The sequence below is a fragment of the Pseudomonas sp. IT-P294 genome (genome assembly GCF_949767865.1).
In the GTDB taxonomy this organism is placed as follows: Bacteria; Pseudomonadota; Gammaproteobacteria; order Pseudomonadales; family Pseudomonadaceae; genus Aquipseudomonas.
In genome coordinates, this window is the sequence record NZ_CATKQW010000002.1 from 14,204 (window position 1) to 30,533 (window position 16,330).

Annotated in this window: 16 protein-coding genes; 9 read left to right on the forward strand and 7 right to left on the reverse strand. The window is 60.8% G+C overall.

Annotated features, from left to right (window positions below; genetic code table 11):
- The first annotated feature begins 202 nt into the window (after nucleotides 1–202).
- From ACM6I0_RS01330 to ACM6I0_RS01340, 3 genes are all read left to right on the forward strand, one after another.
- Entirely contained in the window at nucleotides 203–1,285 is a 1,083-nt protein-coding gene (locus ACM6I0_RS01330; protein ID WP_285431956.1) for a BMP family ABC transporter substrate-binding protein, read from the forward strand.
- A 162-nt stretch (nucleotides 1,286–1,447) separates the two neighbouring features.
- The gene (locus ACM6I0_RS01335) at nucleotides 1,448–2,413 is read left to right on the forward strand and encodes a 2-oxoglutarate and iron-dependent oxygenase domain-containing protein (protein ID WP_285431955.1); all 966 of its coding nucleotides are present in this window, start codon (nucleotides 1,448–1,450) and stop codon (nucleotides 2,411–2,413) included.
- A 79-nt stretch (nucleotides 2,414–2,492) separates the two neighbouring features.
- On the forward strand, nucleotides 2,493–3,446 hold the full coding sequence (locus tag ACM6I0_RS01340) for an adenosine deaminase (protein ID WP_222589644.1): 954 nt from the start codon (nucleotides 2,493–2,495) through the stop codon (nucleotides 3,444–3,446).
- A 109-nt stretch (nucleotides 3,447–3,555) separates the two neighbouring features.
- On the opposite strand, the gene ACM6I0_RS01345 is transcribed toward ACM6I0_RS01340, so the two are convergent.
- From ACM6I0_RS01345 to ACM6I0_RS01355, 3 genes are all read right to left on the reverse strand, one after another.
- Nucleotides 3,556–4,935, reverse strand: a complete 1,380-nt coding sequence (locus ACM6I0_RS01345; protein ID WP_414921300.1) for an MFS transporter — start codon at nucleotides 4,933–4,935, stop codon at nucleotides 3,556–3,558.
- Nucleotides 4,936–5,072: 137 nt separating this feature from the next.
- Entirely contained in the window at nucleotides 5,073–5,807 is a 735-nt protein-coding gene (locus ACM6I0_RS01350; RefSeq protein WP_285431952.1) for an ArsR/SmtB family transcription factor, read from the reverse strand.
- A 296-nt stretch (nucleotides 5,808–6,103) separates the two neighbouring features.
- Nucleotides 6,104–7,033 (reverse strand): LysR family transcriptional regulator, encoded by a 930-nt coding sequence (locus tag ACM6I0_RS01355; protein ID WP_285431950.1) that lies wholly within the window; start codon nucleotides 7,031–7,033, stop codon nucleotides 6,104–6,106.
- 119 nt (nucleotides 7,034–7,152) lie between these two features.
- Between ACM6I0_RS01355 and ACM6I0_RS01360 the strand changes: the two genes are divergently transcribed.
- From ACM6I0_RS01360 to ACM6I0_RS01370, 3 genes are all read left to right on the forward strand, one after another.
- Nucleotides 7,153–7,446, forward strand: a complete 294-nt coding sequence (locus ACM6I0_RS01360) for a putative quinol monooxygenase (protein WP_222589640.1) — start codon at nucleotides 7,153–7,155, stop codon at nucleotides 7,444–7,446.
- 32 nt (nucleotides 7,447–7,478) lie between these two features.
- On the forward strand, nucleotides 7,479–8,492 hold the full coding sequence (locus ACM6I0_RS01365; protein WP_414921301.1) for a zinc-binding alcohol dehydrogenase family protein: 1,014 nt from the start codon (nucleotides 7,479–7,481) through the stop codon (nucleotides 8,490–8,492).
- Between the two features lie 151 nt (nucleotides 8,493–8,643).
- Complete coding sequence (locus tag ACM6I0_RS01370; protein WP_285431947.1) at nucleotides 8,644–8,814, forward strand: hypothetical protein; 171 nt, start codon at nucleotides 8,644–8,646, stop codon at nucleotides 8,812–8,814.
- Nucleotides 8,815–8,822: 8 nt separating this feature from the next.
- Here the strand turns inward: ACM6I0_RS01370 and ACM6I0_RS01375 are convergent, their stop codons facing one another.
- Nucleotides 8,823–10,019 carry a multidrug effflux MFS transporter gene (locus ACM6I0_RS01375; RefSeq protein WP_285431945.1) on the reverse strand — a complete coding sequence of 399 codons (1,197 nt, stop codon included), beginning with the start codon at nucleotides 10,017–10,019 and terminating at the stop codon, nucleotides 8,823–8,825.
- A gap of 214 nt (nucleotides 10,020–10,233) precedes the next feature.
- Nucleotides 10,234–10,431 (reverse strand): heavy-metal-associated domain-containing protein, encoded by a 198-nt coding sequence (locus tag ACM6I0_RS01380; RefSeq protein ID WP_414921302.1) that lies wholly within the window; start codon nucleotides 10,429–10,431, stop codon nucleotides 10,234–10,236.
- Nucleotides 10,432–10,578: 147 nt separating this feature from the next.
- Between ACM6I0_RS01380 and ACM6I0_RS01385 the strand changes: the two genes are divergently transcribed.
- The 3 genes from ACM6I0_RS01385 to cueR all read left to right on the forward strand — a co-directional run bounded on the left by ACM6I0_RS01385 (nucleotide 10,579) and on the right by cueR (nucleotide 14,004).
- A complete protein-coding gene (locus ACM6I0_RS01385; protein WP_414921303.1) occupies nucleotides 10,579–10,962 on the forward strand; it encodes a hypothetical protein in 384 nt (127 codons plus the stop codon).
- A gap of 238 nt (nucleotides 10,963–11,200) precedes the next feature.
- The gene (locus tag ACM6I0_RS01390) at nucleotides 11,201–13,594 is read left to right on the forward strand and encodes a heavy metal translocating P-type ATPase (protein ID WP_414921304.1); all 2,394 of its coding nucleotides are present in this window, start codon (nucleotides 11,201–11,203) and stop codon (nucleotides 13,592–13,594) included.
- Nucleotides 13,591–14,004, forward strand: a complete 414-nt coding sequence (gene cueR / locus ACM6I0_RS01395) for a Cu(I)-responsive transcriptional regulator (protein WP_090175934.1) — start codon at nucleotides 13,591–13,593, stop codon at nucleotides 14,002–14,004. Before ACM6I0_RS01390 ends, cueR begins: the two co-directional genes overlap by 4 nt.
- Here the strand turns inward: cueR and ACM6I0_RS01400 are convergent.
- Nucleotides 13,958–15,169, reverse strand: coding sequence for an MFS transporter (locus ACM6I0_RS01400; protein WP_414921305.1), 1,212 nt, complete (start codon nucleotides 15,167–15,169; stop codon nucleotides 13,958–13,960). The genes cueR and ACM6I0_RS01400 overlap by 47 nt on opposite strands.
- A 228-nt stretch (nucleotides 15,170–15,397) precedes the next feature.
- Nucleotides 15,398–16,291: a PA4780 family RIO1-like protein kinase gene (locus tag ACM6I0_RS01405; RefSeq protein WP_056746159.1), complete on the reverse strand. Its 894-nt coding sequence runs from the start codon at nucleotides 16,289–16,291 to the stop codon at nucleotides 15,398–15,400.
- Nucleotides 16,292–16,330 lie beyond the last annotated feature (39 nt).

Here is a 16,330-nt window from a genome sequence, read left to right on the forward strand (position 1 = left end):
TGGCAGCCGTGCTCGGCCATGCACTTTTATCGGCCCCAAGGGCCCCATCGCGAGCAAGCTCGCTCCCACAAGGACCGCGCCGTTTTTTGTGGGAGCGGGCTTGCCCGCGATGGCCATCACGGGTCTTCGGTCCATTTGTTGTCTTGTTGGTCAGCAACTTGCATTGCCCCCGCCAACCTCACAACAACATGGAGTTCCATTCATGCACAAACGTCCGTTGAAGAAGCTGCTTGGCGCCGTTGTCGCGGCCATCGGTCTGAGCGCCAGCCTGACCGCCAGTGCCGCCGACCCGCTGAAAGTCGGCTTCGTCTACATCGGCCCGATCGGTGACCACGGCTGGACGTATCAGCATGAACAGGGACGCAAGTTGCTGGCCGAAAAGTTCGGCAATCAGATCACCACCAACTACGTCGAGAACGTCGCCGAGGGTGCGGACGCCGAGCGGGTGATCCGCAACATGGCCAAGGACAACTACGACCTGATCTTCACCACCTCTTTCGGCTACATGAACCCGACCCTGAAAGTGGCGAAGCAATTTCCCAAGGTGACCTTCGAACACGCCACCGGCTACAAGCAGGACAAGAACCTAGGCACCTATCTGGCTCGCACGTACGAAGGTCGCTACGTCAGCGGTTTCCTCGCGGCAAAAATGACCAGGACCAAGAAGATCGGCTACGTCGCCTCGTTCCCGATCCCTGAAGTCATCCGTGACATCAACGCCATTCAACTGGCTTTGAACAAATACAACCCGGGCACCGAGATCAAAGTGGTGTGGGTCAACTCATGGTTCGACCCGGGCAAGGAAGCCGACGCCGCCAACGCGCTGATCGACCAAGGCGTGGACGTGGTGTTCCAGCACACTGACAGCCCGGCACCGATCCAGGCCGCTGAACGTCGCGGCGTGTATGCCGTTGGCTATGCTTCGGACATGGCGCACTTCGGACCCAAAGCGGTGCTGACCTCGATCGTCAACGACTGGGGGCCGCATTACATTCAGGCGACCCAAAGCGTGCTCGACCACATGTGGAAGTCGCAGGATTACTGGGGCGGGTTGCAGGAAGGCACGGTTGAACTGCCGATCAGCGACCTGGTGCCGGCACCGGTGAAAGCCGAGGCAGAACAGCTCATCGCCGACATCAAGAGCGGTGCGCTGCGTCCGTTCACGGGACCGATCAAGGATCAGGCCGGCGCTGTGAAGATCGCGGCGGGTGCGACGGCCAGCAATGCGGAACTGGCGTCGATGAACTACTACGTTGAAGGCATGAAGGCGGACATTCCCAAGTAATCCACTCCAGCCACAACACTGTACCTGTGGGAGCGAGCTTGCTCGCGATGGGGCCGTCACATTCAATATCCAAGTTGACTGAAAGTCCGCTATCGCGAGCAAGCTCGCTCCCACAGGGGTACTGCGGTGTTTTTCAGACTGCGTATTCCTCAGGACAATTGCATGAATCGTCTTCCCATCATCGACATCGCCCCGCTCTACAGCGATGACCAAACCGCCTGGCAAGCCATCGCGACTCAAATCGACCACGCCTGTCGAGAATGGGGCTTCTTCTACATCAAGGGCCACCCGATCAGCCCGTCGCGCATCGACGCGGTACTCGACCACGCCCAACGCTTCTTCGCCCTGCCCACCGACGAAAAGCTCAAGATCGACATCACCCAGACCCGTCACCATCGCGGCTATGGCGCCATCGCCACCGAACAGCTGGACCCGAGCAAGCCCAGCGACCTGAAAGAAACCTTCGACATGGGCCTGCACCTTGCGGCGGATCATCCGGATGTCCTCGCCGAAAAACCCTTGCGCGGTCCCAACCGTCATCCGTCGTTGCCGGGTTGGGCAGCTTTGATGGAGCGACATTACGTCGACATGCAGGCGCTTGCCCAAACCCTGTTGCGGGCGATGACGATGGCGCTGAACATCGAGCGCGACTTTTTCGACACGCGCTTCAAAGAACCCGTCAGCGTGCTGCGGATGATTCATTACCCGCCGCGCCACACCGCCAGTTGCGAAGAACAACAAGGTGCAGGTGCCCATACCGATTACGGTTGCATCACCCTGCTTTACCAGGACGCCGCCGGTGGACTGCAGGTGCGCAACGTCAAAGGCGAATGGATCGACGCACCACCCATCGAGGGCACGTTCGTGGTCAATCTCGGCGACATGATGGCGCGCTGGAGCAACGACCGTTACCTGTCGACGCCGCACCGGGTGATCAGCCCGTTGGGTGTCGATCGATACTCGATGCCGTTCTTCGCCGAGCCTCACCCCGATACGCCGATTGAATGCCTGCCCGGTTGTCAGGATGAAGGGCAGCCGGCGAAGTACCCGGCCACCACCTGCGCCGAATTCTTGCTCTCGCGTTTTGCCGACACCTACGCTTATCGACGGGAACAGGACGCGGTGTGAACCGCCTGGTCAGGTTTTGCTAATTGTTTCCACGAGCATCTGTAGAATGCTCGTCATCTGCACCTGATGAGAAAAGACTATGTACGACTGGCTGAACGCCCTGCCCAAGGCAGAACTGCACTTGCACCTGGAGGGTTCGCTGGAGCCCGAGTTGCTGTTCGCCCTGGCCGAACGCAACAAGATCGCCCTGCCGTGGAGCGATGTCGACACCCTGCGCAAGGCGTACGCCTTCAACAACCTGCAAGAGTTTCTCGACCTGTATTACCAGGGCGCCGATGTCTTGCGCACGTCGCAGGATTTCTACGACCTGACCTGGGCGTACCTGTTGCGCTGCAAGGCGCAGAACGTGATTCACACCGAACCGTTCTTCGACCCACAGACCCACACCGACCGTGGCGTGCCCTTCGAAGTGGTGCTCAACGGCATCGCTGCCGCACTCAAGGATGGCGAGCAGCAACTGGGCATCACCAGCGGTTTGATCCTGAGCTTCCTGCGTCACTTGAGCGAAGACGAAGCACAGAAAACCCTCGACCAGGCGCTGCCGTTCCGCGATACATTTGTGGCCGTTGGTCTGGACAGTTCGGAAATGGGTCACCCGCCGAGCAAGTTTCAGCGCGTGTTCGATCGTGCCCGCCACGAAGGTTTCCTGACCGTCGCCCACGCCGGTGAAGAAGGCCCGCCGGAGTACATCTGGGAAGCGCTCGACCTGCTGAAAATCCAGCGCATCGATCATGGCGTGCGCGCCATCGAAGATGAGCGTCTGATGCAACGGATCATCGACGAGCAGATCCCGCTGACCGTGTGCCCGTTGTCGAACACCAAGCTCCGCGTGTTCGATCACATGTCCCAGCACAACATTCTGGACATGCTTGAGCGTGGCGTGAAAGTCACGGTGAACTCCGATGACCCTGCGTACTTCGGCGGGTACGTGACCGAGAACTTCCATGCGCTCTACACCGATTTGGGCATGACCCAGGATCAGGCCAAGCGATTGGCGCAAAACAGCCTGGATGCACGGTTGGTAAAACCATAAACCACACCGCATAACCCATGTGGGAGCGAGCCTGCTCGCGATGACAGTGTGTCAGTCAACCTCTACATCAACTGACAGACCGCCATCGCGAGCAGGCTCGCTCCCACAGTTAGATAGGCGTTGCTTCGGTCAGTTCTTCAAGCGTCTTGCCCCGCGTCTCCATCCCGAACACCCAAACCACCCCCGCCGCAATCGCAAAGCACATCGCCCCCAACGCGAACACGCCGCCCTGCCCGGTGATCGGAAACACCAGCCCGGTCACCAGCGGCCCGAGTAACGAACCCACGCGACCAATCGCCGACGCAAATCCAGACCCCGTCGCCCTGGCCGACGTCGGGTACAACTCAGGCGTGTAGGTGTAAAGCACCGCCCACATGCCGAACAGAAAGAACTGCATCAACAGGCCCGAGGTAATCAACAAGCCGACATTGCCGCCAAACACTGCGCTCTGACCGTAAAGAAACGCCATCACCCCGCCGCCAAGGAGGGTCACCACGCACACCGGTTTACGCCCCCAACGTTCCACCAGCCACGCTGCCATCAGAAAGCCTGGAATCCCGCCCAGGGAAATCAACACCGTGTAATACACCGATTGCGTCACGGCAAAACCCGACTGCTGCAGCAATGCGCTGAGCCAGGACGTCAGGCCATAAAACCCCAGCAAGGCAAAGAACCACACGCTCCAGATCATCATCGTGCGCTGGCGATACAGCGGCGACCAGATCTGGCGCAAGGCGGAAAAGAAGTTGCCCGGCGTACTGGCCACGCGTGGCAGGCGAATAGGCTCCGGCAAGTCCGAACGCCCCAGCGATGCCCGGACTCGCTGCTCAATTCCCAGCAACACTTTATCGGCCGCCTCATGCCGCCCGGCCTGTTCCAGCCAGCGCGGTGACTCGGGAATGAAAAAACGGATTGCCAGAACGAACACCGCCGGCACCGCCAACACGAGGAAGATGTCCCGCCAGCCAACCAGCGGCAACAGGAAATACGACAACACCCCGGCCGCGACGAACCCCAGCGGCCAAAACCCGTCCATCAATGCGATGTAACGCCCACGCCCCTTGGCCGGAATCAACTCCGAGAGCATCGACTGCGCGATGGGAAACTCCATGCCCATGCCAATCCCCAACAGGATACGGAACAAGGTCAGCGTTTCGATGTTCTGTGCCGTCGAGCACAGGTAACTGGCGATGCCCCACAACACGATGCTCCACTGGAACACCGGTTTACGGCCAAAGCGGTCGGCCAGCAGGCCGGACAGCGAAGCGCCTAGCACCATGCCGAAGAAGCTCGAACTGGCCAGCAACCCGGCTTGCGCCGAGCTCAAGCCGAACTCGGTTTTAATCGAGCCAAGCAGGAAGGTCATCATCGCCAGATCCATGGAGTCGAAGAAAAACGCCAACGCGATGATGATGAAAATGATGCGGTGGTAACCGCTGATGGGCAGCCGTTCCAGTCGTTCTGCCGCGCTGAAGCCTCGTGAGTCCATGCCACATTCCCCCAATCCGAAAATCCCCGAATTCGAGTGTGCGCGATAGACCCTTGGGGTGATGGCTGAATGCGACCTGTCCACAACTGCTAACGACGCCCAAGCTCATTGGCACCAGACGTCGGGCATAAAAGGCTCTAAAGCGCAGCTTCCAGCTCGGTTTGCTTGGCGAAACGATGGATTTCGCGCTGCCCCGTGGCGGTGATCTGCAATGCCCGCGAATCGCCGGGCAGACTCAACCAGCCCGATTGCATGAACAGCTGCAACAGCGCCGCGCCGAGCGCACCGCCCATGTGCGGGCGTCTTTCGCTCCAGTCGGGACACGCGCAGGCGACTCGGCTGTTGCGATGGGCCAGCGCCTGGATAAACACACCGCGTGCGGCCAGTTGCGTGGACCCCTTGTGCGTGATCATGACGCGCTGTTCGAACTGCTCGATCCAGCCAGCATCGAGCAGGCGTTGATAAAGATCGGCGGCCAGCGTGCCGCCCAGATGGTCGTCGCACAATCTGGCGCGCAATAGTGATGACGGGGCAGCCTGAGATTTGGCGACGGGGTTGGCGCGCTTGAAAACGTCCGGCACCTCCCGTGGCGTACTGGCCAGCGTTGCGCTGGCCAAGGCCTCGATGGCCGCGCCCACTTCAGGTGCGGCCAGGCGGAAAAAGCGTTTGCGCCCACGGACTTCGACTTTCAACAGACCTCCGGCGGACAAACGCCCAAGGTGTGCACTGGCCGAAGACGGTGACAGGCCGGCCAGCAATGCCAGCTCTTCGGATTGGCGCGCCGTGCCGTCCATCAAAGCCCACATCATTGCGCTGCGCTTTGGGTCAGCCAGCAACGTGGCAATCTGGCTGATGCAAGGTGCATGTTCCATGTATTCACTCCCTGTTGAATCGTTTCGTCTGCTGCTCAGAGACATCTTGACCAGTAATGTGTCGTCGGCCAAGACGCAAAAAATCGCCGTCAGCCGGACAAAGCTCCACTCACCCATGCCACGGCTTTGCAGGCTGGGCGAAGGTCGATGATTGAGCGTGAGGCTGTCGCCATCGCGAGATCGACCGTGCGTACACGAGGCGGGCGCTAGTATAAGCGGGTTATCCGACGGTTCCTGCCTTCGGGAAAGCGCGGGTGGTGATAGTTCCTGACAGAAATTTCGCTATTTGCCTGCGACTAATGATCGATGCTCGGAATACCCGGAAATTGACTGCCCAGATGAGCGCATCGGCTGGCAAGCATTTCGCGCAAAAGGTTCACAGGCTTACTCAATTGTGCGCGATGGGCGCACAGCAGATTCAGCGGTGCGCGTTCGCAGAGGAGCTCCGGCATCAGCACTTTCAAGCGTCCGGCGAGCACATCGGCGGCGACATCGAGCCAGGACTTGTAGGCGATGCCTGCGCCTGCAATTGCCCACAGCCGAACGACATCCGCATCGTCGCTGAAGCGATCACCGCTGACCGTCAGGCCGACCTCGCGTTTGCCGTCGTGGAAACTCCAGTGGTCATGGACCCGGCTGCCGAGCATGAACAACAAACAATTATGCTGGGCCAATTGCTCCAGGTGGCGCGGTTCGCCATGCCTGGCCAGATAACCCGGAGCGGCACACAGCACTCGGCGGTTTTGCGCTGCGATGGGCAATGCCACCAGACTTGAGTCTTCCGGCTCGCCGTAGCGCAGGGCGATATCGACCGGTTGGCGGAACAAGTCAGCGATGCGATCACCCAGCAACAGGCGCACGGTCAACCTGGGATGCTCGCGCTGGAACTCGTCGAGCCACGGCAGCAACAAGTTGCGGCCAAAATCCGAAGGTGCCGACAACTGCAAAACCCCGCTAACCTGGTCCTGACCGCTGGCCAGCAAGCGTCGCCCTTCATCCAGATTGCTCAGGGCCGCACGGGCGTACTCCAGAAAACCCTCGCCTTCGGCGGTCAACCGCAAGCTGCGCGTTGAGCGGGCAAGCAAACGTGCACCCAATTGTTGTTCGATACGCTTCAGCGCCGCGCTGGCCACCGCCGCGGACATGTCCATCACCCGCGCCGCCGCCGACAGACTGCCCAAGTCAGCGGCACGCACGAACAACTGCAAATCATCGAAACGCAGCATTTTCAGCCTTTATTATCAAAAAAATATTGAAAGAGACTGCTCTTTTAGCGGGTTTTATCTTGCAGAGAAATAGCCAATCATCTGTCCCATCGAAATCATCCCGCTCCCGGAGCCCGACCATGTCCCAGCCTTTTACCGCCATTGCCACCCTCATTGCCAAAGCCGGCCAGCAGGACGCCCTTGAACAGCACCTGCGTGCACTGCTGGAACCGACCCGCGCCGAGGCCGGTTGTGGCCAATACGATCTGCATCAGGACCTGGCCAATCCCCTGGCCTTCTACATGATTGAACACTGGAGCAGCGACGAAGCCCTGCAAGCCCACGACGACAGCGCACACATCCAGAACTTCCGCGCCAAGGCCGGCGAGTTTCTCGAGCACTTCGAACTCAAGCGCCTGCGCACCGTGGCTTGATCCCTTCTTTTATTACTGTTCAGGAGCCCTGCATGAAAGCCATCGCCTATTACGCCTCGTTGCCGATCAGCGACGCGAACGCCCTGCAAGACATCGAGCTTGCAGCACCGGTTGCCGGACCACGTGATCTGCTGGTCGAAGTCAAAGCCATCTCGGTCAACCCGGTCGACACCAAGGTCCGTCAGAACGTCCAGCCTGAAGACGGCGCCGCGAAAGTGCTGGGCTGGGACGTGGCCGGCGTGGTCAAGGCCGTCGGCAGCGATGTCACGCTGTTCAAGGCTGGCGACAACGTGTATTACGCCGGCTCCATCGCCCGCGCCGGCGGCAACAGCGAACTGCACGTGGTGGACGAGCGAATCGTCGGCCATATGCCCAAGTCCCTCGGTTTCGCCGAAGCTGCCGCGCTGCCGCTGACCGCCATCACCGCATGGGAATTGCTCTTCGAACGCCTGCAAGTGCGCGAAGGTAAAACCGATGAAGGCCAGAGCCTGCTGATCGTCGGTGCGGCGGGCGGTGTCGGGTCAATCCTGACGCAACTGGCCAGCCAGCTCACCGGGCTGAAGGTCATCGGCACCGCTTCCCGTGCGCAAACCCAGAGCTGGGTGCGCGAGTTGGGGGCTGATCTGGTGATCGATCACAGCAAGCCGCTGAGCGAAGAACTGAAACGCGCAGGCGTGGACCAAGTGACCCATGTCGCCAGCCTGACCCAGACCGATCAGCATCTGGATCAATTGGTCGAGGCACTGGCGCCTCAGGGCAAACTGGCGCTGATCGATGATCCGAAGGCGCTGGACGTGACCAAACTCAAGCGCAAGAGCCTGTCGTTGCATTGGGAGTTCATGTACACCCGCTCGCTGTTCGAAACCGCCGACATGATCGAGCAACACAAACTGCTCAACCGCGTGGCCGAGCTGATCGACGCCGGAACACTGAAGACCACGGTCGGCGAGCATTTCGGCACGATCAACGCTGCCAACCTGCGTCGCGCCCATGAGCTGCTGGAGAGCGGCAAAGCCAAGGGCAAGATTGTGCTCGAAGGGTTCTGAAACACACTGACTCACGTGTCGTCCTGAAAAGACGACACCGTCAGTCCGACAGTTGACCGTCGTCATAATAGTGATCGTATTCGGGTCTACAATCGTCTCCTCTGTGGTGCAATCTTTTACGCAACATCTTTTACGAGAGGAGAGATCAGCAATGAAGATCCTGATAAAAGAAGTGGCAAAATCCCAGTGGCAGGTCCGTCTGGACCAACACGCCGTGACCTTTCGCAGCGAAGCCGAAGCACTCGCCTTCACCCGCACCCTCGAAGCGCGCCTGCTCGCGCCTCATCAGATTCCCGACCGCCAGCAACGCGCCGTTGGCTGAGGCCTTCCTCAGACCTGGGCTTGCGCCAGTGCCCGGGCATTTTGCAAGCGCCGGGTGAGCATCGCCGCGCTCACCACCAGAATTCCGCACAGGCTGATGACCATCGCCATCGGCACGGCGCTGCCATCGTGCAAGACACCGACCAACGCTGCCGCACCGGCGGCGACGCTGAATTGCAGGCAACCGAGCATGGCTGACGCACTGCCGGCACGAGCGCCCTGGCCGCTCATGGCGCAGGCCGAAGCGTTCGGGAGGATGCAACCGAGGCTGGCGATACAGATAAACAATGGGATCAGCAACGGCCATAACTGCTCGGTGTGCAGTGCACTGACAGCGAGCAATGTCAGGCCCGCGCCCAGGTAGATCCATACCGTACGCGCCAACAGGAAGGCCGGACCACGTTTGGCCAGCAGCCGTGCATTGACCTGCGCCACCAGAATGAAACCCGCCGCGTTGGTGCCGAACAGCCAGCCGAAATGTTCGGCCGGTACGCCATAGAGCTTGATGAAGACGAACGGTGAACCGGCGATGTAGGCAAACATCCCGGCGATGGCGATACCGCCGGTCAGGGCGTGGCCCAGATACACCGGATCCGACAATAGCCGACCGTACTGACGCAGCGCCCCCGACAACGGTTGGCGCGGGACATGGGCCGGCAGACTTTCCGGCAAACCGATTGCCACGGCCAAGCCTGCCAGGGCGCTGAAACCGGTCAGCACCAGGAAGATAGACTGCCAGCCGGTAGTATTGACCAACAGCCCGCCCAGCATCGGCGCGAGAATTGGCGCCAGCCCCATCACCAGCATCAGTTGCGAGAAGACTTTCGCCGAACCCACCGCATCGCATTTGTCGCTGACCACTGCGCGGGAGATCACCATCCCCGCACAACCGCCGAGGGCCTGTATGAACCGCGCACCGATCAGCCATTCCAGATTCGGCGCGAAGGCACAGGCCAGGGAAGCGGCGGTGAACAAGCCGACGCCTGTCAGCAGCGGAAGGCGTCGTCCGAAGCGATCCGCGACCGGGCCGTAAGCCAGTTGCCCAATGGACAAACCAAGGAAATACGCGGCCAGCGTCAGCTGGACATGTTTCTCATCGGTGCCAAACGCCAGCGCCATCGCCGGGAACGCCGGCAGGTAGAAATCGATCGCCAGCGGACCGAAAGCGCTCAGGGCGCCAAGAATCAAAATGGTACGGAAGTTCATCAGGCATCCAGTTGGGGTCGGCAGCCCGACAGTCTAGCCGCGCGTGGACGCCTTGAACATTCCGTTAGGTCGCTAACAATTAAAAAACCACTGGAGGGGCACAAAACCTGTGTGGGCGAGCCTGCTCGCGATAGCGGTGTATCAGTCGGCATCAATGCTGAATGACACACCGCTATCGCGAGCAGGCTCGCTCCCACAGGGATTTGTTCTGGTCTCAGGCGAGTTTTGCCTCATAGCCTTCTTCAGTGATCGCCGCGATCACTTCTTCGGCGGTCAGGGTGCTCTCGACGCCGACTTCTTTTGCCGCCAGTTCGACCCGCACACTCGCCGCAGGATCCTTGGCTTGCAGCGCCTGGGTGATGGCTTTGACGCAGTGGCCGCAGGACATGCCTTGAACATTGAACAGTTGCATGGGATGACTCCTTGAGTGAGGTTGCGAGCAGTCTCGAGCTTGCCACCATGGCAAGGTCAAGTTCTGTAAAACGCTGCCGGGCTGGCAATCGGCGTCTCGCTCGGCCAAGCTGCGTGCATCAATGACTCGACCTCAGGAGATTCAGCCATGCGCTGGTCAGCTCTCAGCCTGTTTGGCTTCCTCAGCCTATTTGCCGCGACGCCTTCGGTTCAAGCCTCCGGGGAGGACTACGGGGTTCTGATCATTTCCCGCGAGCGCCTGGAAGTCGCAACCGCCTGCGAGATCGGCGTGTACATTCAGGATCAACTGTCGGCGCGGCTGTTCCAGGAACAAAGTACCTCGTTCAACCTGCCGCCGGGCAATGTGTCCCTGCGCCTCAAACTGTTGCCGGGCCAGGCTCCAGGCTGCAACGCGGGAATGCTCGCACCGGGCTCGCAGAACATCACGCTCAAGGCCGGTGATGTGTTGAAGTTCCGGATCGCGATGTCGCAGGAAGGGATGTACCTCAAACCCGCCGCCCTCGAATATTAATCACCACACCGTTCGTCACTGATCGTTCCCACGTCGAGGCGTCGAACCGTCCGCGTGGGAATGCCTCAACGGACGCTCTGCGTTCGGCTTTTAAATGGGACGCGGAGCGTCCCGGGCTGCATTCCCACGCAAAGCGTGGGAACGATCAAAGATCATCTTTTGATCTGAGACATGGCGCTTGACCTTGCCAGCATGGCAAGGTTGATCCTGTAGACATCTTCTACAGGGAGCGCGACCGATGTCCGAATCCACTACGTTCGATCTGCCGATTGCCGGCATGACCTGTGCCAGTTGCGCCGGGCGTGTCGAGCGTGCCTTGAGCAAAGTCGTCGGCGCCTCCGCCGTCAGCGTCAACCTCGCCACCGAGCAGGCTCGTGTTCAAGCGCCCAGCGACAGCCTGCCGGCATTGATGGATGCGGTGCAGCGGGCTGGTTACAGCGTGCCGCAGCAGACGCTGGAATTGAGCATCGACGGCATGACCTGCGCGTCATGCGTCGGCCGTGTCGAGCGGGCGCTGGCCAAGGTGCCGGGGGTGAAAAGTGTCAGCGTCAACCTCGCCAACGAGCGCGCCCACCTCGAACTGCTCGGACACGTCGATCCACAGACATTAATCGGTGCTGTGACCAAGGCAGGCTATAGCGCCAGCGTCTGGGAAGTCGAGCACCCGCAGACCGACAACCAGCAACAGCGCCTGCACCGCGAGCGTTGGGCATTGATCATGGCCATCGCCCTGGCCTTGCCGCTGGTGTTGCCAATGCTGCTGCAACCGTTTGGCGTGCACTGGATGCTCCCGGCCTGGGTGCAATTTGCGCTGGCCACACCGGTGCAGTTCATTTTCGGCGCGCGTTTTTACATCGCCGCCTGGAAAGCCGTGCGCGCCGGTGCCGGCAATATGGATTTGCTGGTCGCCCTCGGCACCAGCGCCGGTTATGGCTTGAGTCTTTATGAATGGGCCACCGCGGCCGGGCGCATGCCGCACCTGTATTTCGAAGCGTCGGCGGTGGTGATCGCGCTGGTGCTGCTGGGCAAATACCTGGAAAGCCGCGCCAAACGCCAGACCGCCAGCGCCATCCGCGCCCTCGAAGCGTTGCGCCCGGAACGAGCGATTCAAGTCATCGATGGCCGCGAGCAGGATGTCGCCATCAGTGCTTTGCGCCTCAATGACCTGGTGCTGGTCAAACCCGGCGAACGCTTCCCGGTGGACGGTGAAGTGGTCGAAGGCCAGAGCCACGCCGACGAAGCGCTGATCAGCGGCGAAAGCCTGCCGGTGCCCAAGCAACCCGGCGACAAGGTCACGGGGGGCGCGATCAATGGTGAAGGTCGGTTGTTGGTTCGCACCCAGGCCTTGGGCGCGGAAACCGTGCTGGCGCGGATCATCCGCCTGGTCGAGGACGCCCAGGCGGCCAAGGCGCCGATTCAAAAACTGGTGGATAAAGTCAGTCAGGTGTTTGTGCCGACGGTGTTGCTGATCGCATTGGCGACACTGATCGGCTGGTGGTTGTACGGTGCGCCGATGGAAACCGCGCTGATCAACGCCGTCGCGGTGCTGGTCATAGCTTGCCCTTGCGCATTGGGCCTGGCCACGCCGACCGCAATCATGGCCGGTACAGGTGTGGCGGCCCGCTACGGCATTCTGATCAAGGACGCCGAAGCCCTCGAACGCGCCCATGAAGTCAGCGCCGTGGTATTCGACAAGACCGGCACGCTGACCTCTGGCACCCCTCGCATCGCTCACCTAAGCGCTATCGAAGATGACGAAGCCACCCTGCTGCAAATGGCCGGCGCCCTGCAACGTGGCAGTGAACATCCATTGGCGAAGGCAGTTCTGGACGCCTGCGCCGAACGCGACTTGAGCGTGGCCGATGTCAGTGACAGCCAATCACTGACCGGACGCGGCATCGCCGGCACGCTCGACGGTCGTCGCCTGGCGCTGGGCAATCGCCGGATGCTGGAAGAAAGCGGTTTGAATGCAGGCCCGTTGGCGGACTCGGCAACGGCCTGGGAAACCGAAGGCCGGACACTGTCCTGGCTGATCGAACAAAGTCCCAAACCTCGAGTGCTCGGCCTGTTCGCGTTCGGCGACACCCTCAAGCCCGGCGCCCTGCAAGCGGTGCAACAACTCAACGCACGCCACATCAGCAGCCACTTGCTGACCGGCGACAACCGCGGCAGCGCCAACGTGGTTGCCCAAGCCTTGGGCATCACCGATGTGCACGCCGAAGTGCTGCCGGCCGACAAAGCCGCCACAGTGGCCACACTGAAAAAAACCGGTGTGGTGGCGATGGTCGGTGACGGCATCAACGACGCCCCGGCACTGGCGGCGGCCGACATCGGCATCGCCATGGGCGGTGGCACCGACGTGGCGATGCACGCGGCCGGCATCACCTTGATGCGCGGCGATCCACGGCTGGTGCCCGCGGCACTGGAAATCAGCCGCAAGACCTACGCGAAGATTCGGCAGAATCTGTTCTGGGCCTTTGTCTACAACCTGATCGGCATTCCGCTGGCGGCGTTCGGCTTCCTCAACCCGGTACTGGCCGGCGCAGCGATGGCGTTGTCGAGCGTCAGCGTGGTGAGCAATGCGTTACTGTTGAAAACCTGGAAACCCAAGGACCTGGAGGACAATCGATGAACATCGGCCAAGCAGCCCGCCACAGTGGTCTGAGCGCAAAGATGATTCGTTATTACGAGTCCATCGGCTTGCTCAAGGCCGCCCATCGCACCGACAGCGGCTACCGTGTTTACGGCGATGACGACCTGCACACGCTGGCGTTCATCAAGCGCTCCCGGGACCTGGGGTTTTCACTTGAAGAGGTCGGCAAACTGCTGACCCTCTGGCAGGACCGTCAACGCGCCAGTGCCGACGTGAAAGCCCTGGCCCGTCAGCACATCGACGAACTGAACCAGAAGATCCGCGAACTCGGACAGTTGCGCGACACCTTGCAGGACCTGGTCGAGCACTGTCAGGGCGACCATCGCCCCGACTGCCCGATCCTCAAGGAGCTGGCGTCGGGCTGTTGCGCCGAACCTGCCCGCGCCTGAGCGCCAGTCCTTTCACCACCAACACGGTGGTGATTGGAATGCCGTGGAACAGCAACACCACGGCCCCCGGCGCCCACCATGCATAGAATGGCGCGGCGATCAGCATGCCGACACCGAACCCGGTCATTTGCAGCAGCGTCAACACGCTGAAGATCGGCAGGCGCAGGTTGTCCGGCTCGCGTTGCAGACGCGACATCAAGCCAACCTCCGAAAACCCGTCCCCCAACCCCGCCGGCAACGAGAACAACAGCAAACCGTAGAGCGTCTGCTGCTGAAACATCAGGATGAAACCGCAGGACATCAGCAACACGCCGAAGAAAAATCGTCGCTCCAGATGTGCGTTGTCCGAGCCTTGCAGATGACTGGCGATTCGCGCGCCGATCAGTTTGCCGCTGGCCCAGACCGCCAGCATCAAACCCAGCGTGGTACTGGCGGATTCGGGGGTGAGCAGTTTCGAAATGATCGGAAAACCGACATTGTGCGCGGCGCTGCCAAGGGTGTCGGCCATGGTGACAGCCAGCATCGCGGCGACCACGGGTGTGCTGCGCAAACCTTGGCGCAGGGCCGACCATTCGCCGTGCTCGTCGGCGGGTTTGTGAGAAGGTCTGGAAAAGCGCAGCGGCACGATGAACACCGCGGCCAGCAAATAAGTGACCACGTTCAACGCAAACACTGTTTCAAAGCCAAACGCGGCCACCAACAACCCCGCCACCAGACTTCCGCCGACCATGGCTGCCGACGACGCCGAGGTGATCCAGGCGTTGGTCTTGAGCAGGTGCTCGCCTTCGATCAAGTGCGGCAATTGGCTGTTGAGGCCGATCGCAAACATGGAATTGCCGAAACCCAGGCCGAAAGCGATAAACGGTAATAACAAAGCCTGCTGGGTGACGGGCAGCACCAGCAGCAAACCCAGAAGTGCGGCACGCAGCAGGTCGAACGCAATCAGCGGCCAGCGCCCGGCCCAGCGGCGGTAGAACGTCGTGCCGATGAGGCTGGCGAAAATCCCTCCGCCCACGCGGCTGGCGAGAAAAATTCCCACGCTCATGGCGCTGTTGCTGAGCAGGTAGACGTAAGTGGCCAGGGCGACCATGTTGAGGAAGGCGCCGAAGTCCGAGACCAGACGGGCGCTGACGATCAGTCGGGCATTGCGGGTGGAGGTGTTCACATTCAATCCTTGAGTGTGGGAAGTGCGGAAAACTCAATACACAGCTACACCGCAAATTCAGTGTAGGAGTGAGCCTGCTCGCGATGGGGCCGTCATATTCAACATCATTGTCGCCGGACTGTCCGCTATCGCGAGCAGGCTCGCTCCCACATTAATTTTCAGTGTTTGGAGGATTCGGGGCAGGCATCTACAAAAAACCCGGCCGAAGCCGGGTTTTTCGTTAACCGATCACTGCATCCACGGCGGAGGCGGTTCTTCGGCTTTGCTCGGTGGCGCGTCGTCAGCAGCGCGGATCGCTTGCTTACGCTCTTCATCCAGGCGTGCCGCCTCGATCTCGCGCATGATCCCGCCCACGTCAGCCAGCTCTTCCGGTTCGTCGAACTCGCCGGTCAACACGCTGGCCGGGTGCAAGGTGCCGGCTTCGAACAACGCCCACATTTCCTTGGCGTACTTGGTCTTTTTCAACTCCGGCGCAAACCGGCCGAAGTAGGACGCCATGTTGCCAACGTCCCGCTCCAGCATGCTGAACGCGTGGTTATTGCCCGCCGCGTCGACCGCTTGCGGCAAGTCGATGATCACGGGGCCGGTCGGGGTCAACAGCACGTTGAACTCGGACAGGTCACCGTGCACCAGACCGGTACACAGCATCAGCACGATCTGCGAGATCAGGAACGCGTGATATTCGCGCGCCTGATCCGGCTCCAGCACCACGTCGTTCAGACGCGGCGCCGCATCGCCGTACTCGTCGGCCACCAGTTCCATCAGCAACACGCCTTCAAGGAAGTCGTACGGCTGAGGCACCCGGACACCCGCACCGGCCAGACGGAACAATGCCGCCACTTCGGCGTTCTGCCAGGCGTCTTCGGTTTCTTTCTTGCCGAACTTGGAGCCCTTGGCCATCGCCCGAGCCTGCCGGCTGTTGCGTACCTTGCGGCCTTCCTGATACTCGGCCGCCTGGCGGAAACTGCGTTTATTCGCCTCCTTGTAGACCTTCGCGCAACGTAGCTCGTTACCGCAGCGCACCACATAAACAGCTGCTTCTTTACCACTCATGAGTGGGCGCAGCACCTCGTCGACCAGACCGTCCTCGATCAGGGGTTCAATGCGTTTTGGAGTCTTCATCAGCTTTTATTGTGGGTCCTTTATTACCAAACACGCGAA

What these genes read in the sequence shown, in the direction of transcription:
- ACM6I0_RS01330 (WP_285431956.1), top strand. Translation starts at nt 203, where the DNA reads ATGCACAAACGTCCGTTGAAGAAGCTGCTTGGCGCCGTTGTCGCGGCC.
- ACM6I0_RS01350 (WP_285431952.1), bottom strand. Translation starts at nt 5,807, where the DNA reads ATGGAACATGCACCTTGCATCAGCCAGATTGCCACGTTGCTGGCTGAC.
- ACM6I0_RS01375 (WP_285431945.1), bottom strand. Translation starts at nt 10,019, where the DNA reads ATGAACTTCCGTACCATTTTGATTCTTGGCGCCCTGAGCGCTTTCGGT.
- ACM6I0_RS01340 (WP_222589644.1), top strand. Translation starts at nt 2,493, where the DNA reads ATGTACGACTGGCTGAACGCCCTGCCCAAGGCAGAACTGCACTTGCAC.
- ACM6I0_RS01365 (WP_414921301.1), top strand. Translation starts at nt 7,479, where the DNA reads ATGAAAGCCATCGCCTATTACGCCTCGTTGCCGATCAGCGACGCGAAC.
- ACM6I0_RS01335 (WP_285431955.1), top strand. Translation starts at nt 1,448, where the DNA reads ATGAATCGTCTTCCCATCATCGACATCGCCCCGCTCTACAGCGATGAC.
- ACM6I0_RS01370 (WP_285431947.1), top strand. Translation starts at nt 8,644, where the DNA reads ATGAAGATCCTGATAAAAGAAGTGGCAAAATCCCAGTGGCAGGTCCGT.
- ACM6I0_RS01405 (WP_056746159.1), bottom strand. Translation starts at nt 16,291, where the DNA reads ATGAAGACTCCAAAACGCATTGAACCCCTGATCGAGGACGGTCTGGTC.
- ACM6I0_RS01345 (WP_414921300.1), bottom strand. Translation starts at nt 4,935, where the DNA reads ATGGACTCACGAGGCTTCAGCGCGGCAGAACGACTGGAACGGCTGCCC.
- ACM6I0_RS01355 (WP_285431950.1), bottom strand. Translation starts at nt 7,033, where the DNA reads ATGCTGCGTTTCGATGATTTGCAGTTGTTCGTGCGTGCCGCTGACTTG.
- cueR (WP_090175934.1), top strand. Translation starts at nt 13,591, where the DNA reads ATGAACATCGGCCAAGCAGCCCGCCACAGTGGTCTGAGCGCAAAGATG.
- ACM6I0_RS01385 (WP_414921303.1), top strand. Translation starts at nt 10,579, where the DNA reads ATGCGCTGGTCAGCTCTCAGCCTGTTTGGCTTCCTCAGCCTATTTGCC.
- ACM6I0_RS01390 (WP_414921304.1), top strand. Translation starts at nt 11,201, where the DNA reads ATGTCCGAATCCACTACGTTCGATCTGCCGATTGCCGGCATGACCTGT.
- ACM6I0_RS01360 (WP_222589640.1), top strand. Translation starts at nt 7,153, where the DNA reads ATGTCCCAGCCTTTTACCGCCATTGCCACCCTCATTGCCAAAGCCGGC.
- ACM6I0_RS01380 (WP_414921302.1), bottom strand. Translation starts at nt 10,431, where the DNA reads ATGCAACTGTTCAATGTTCAAGGCATGTCCTGCGGCCACTGCGTCAAA.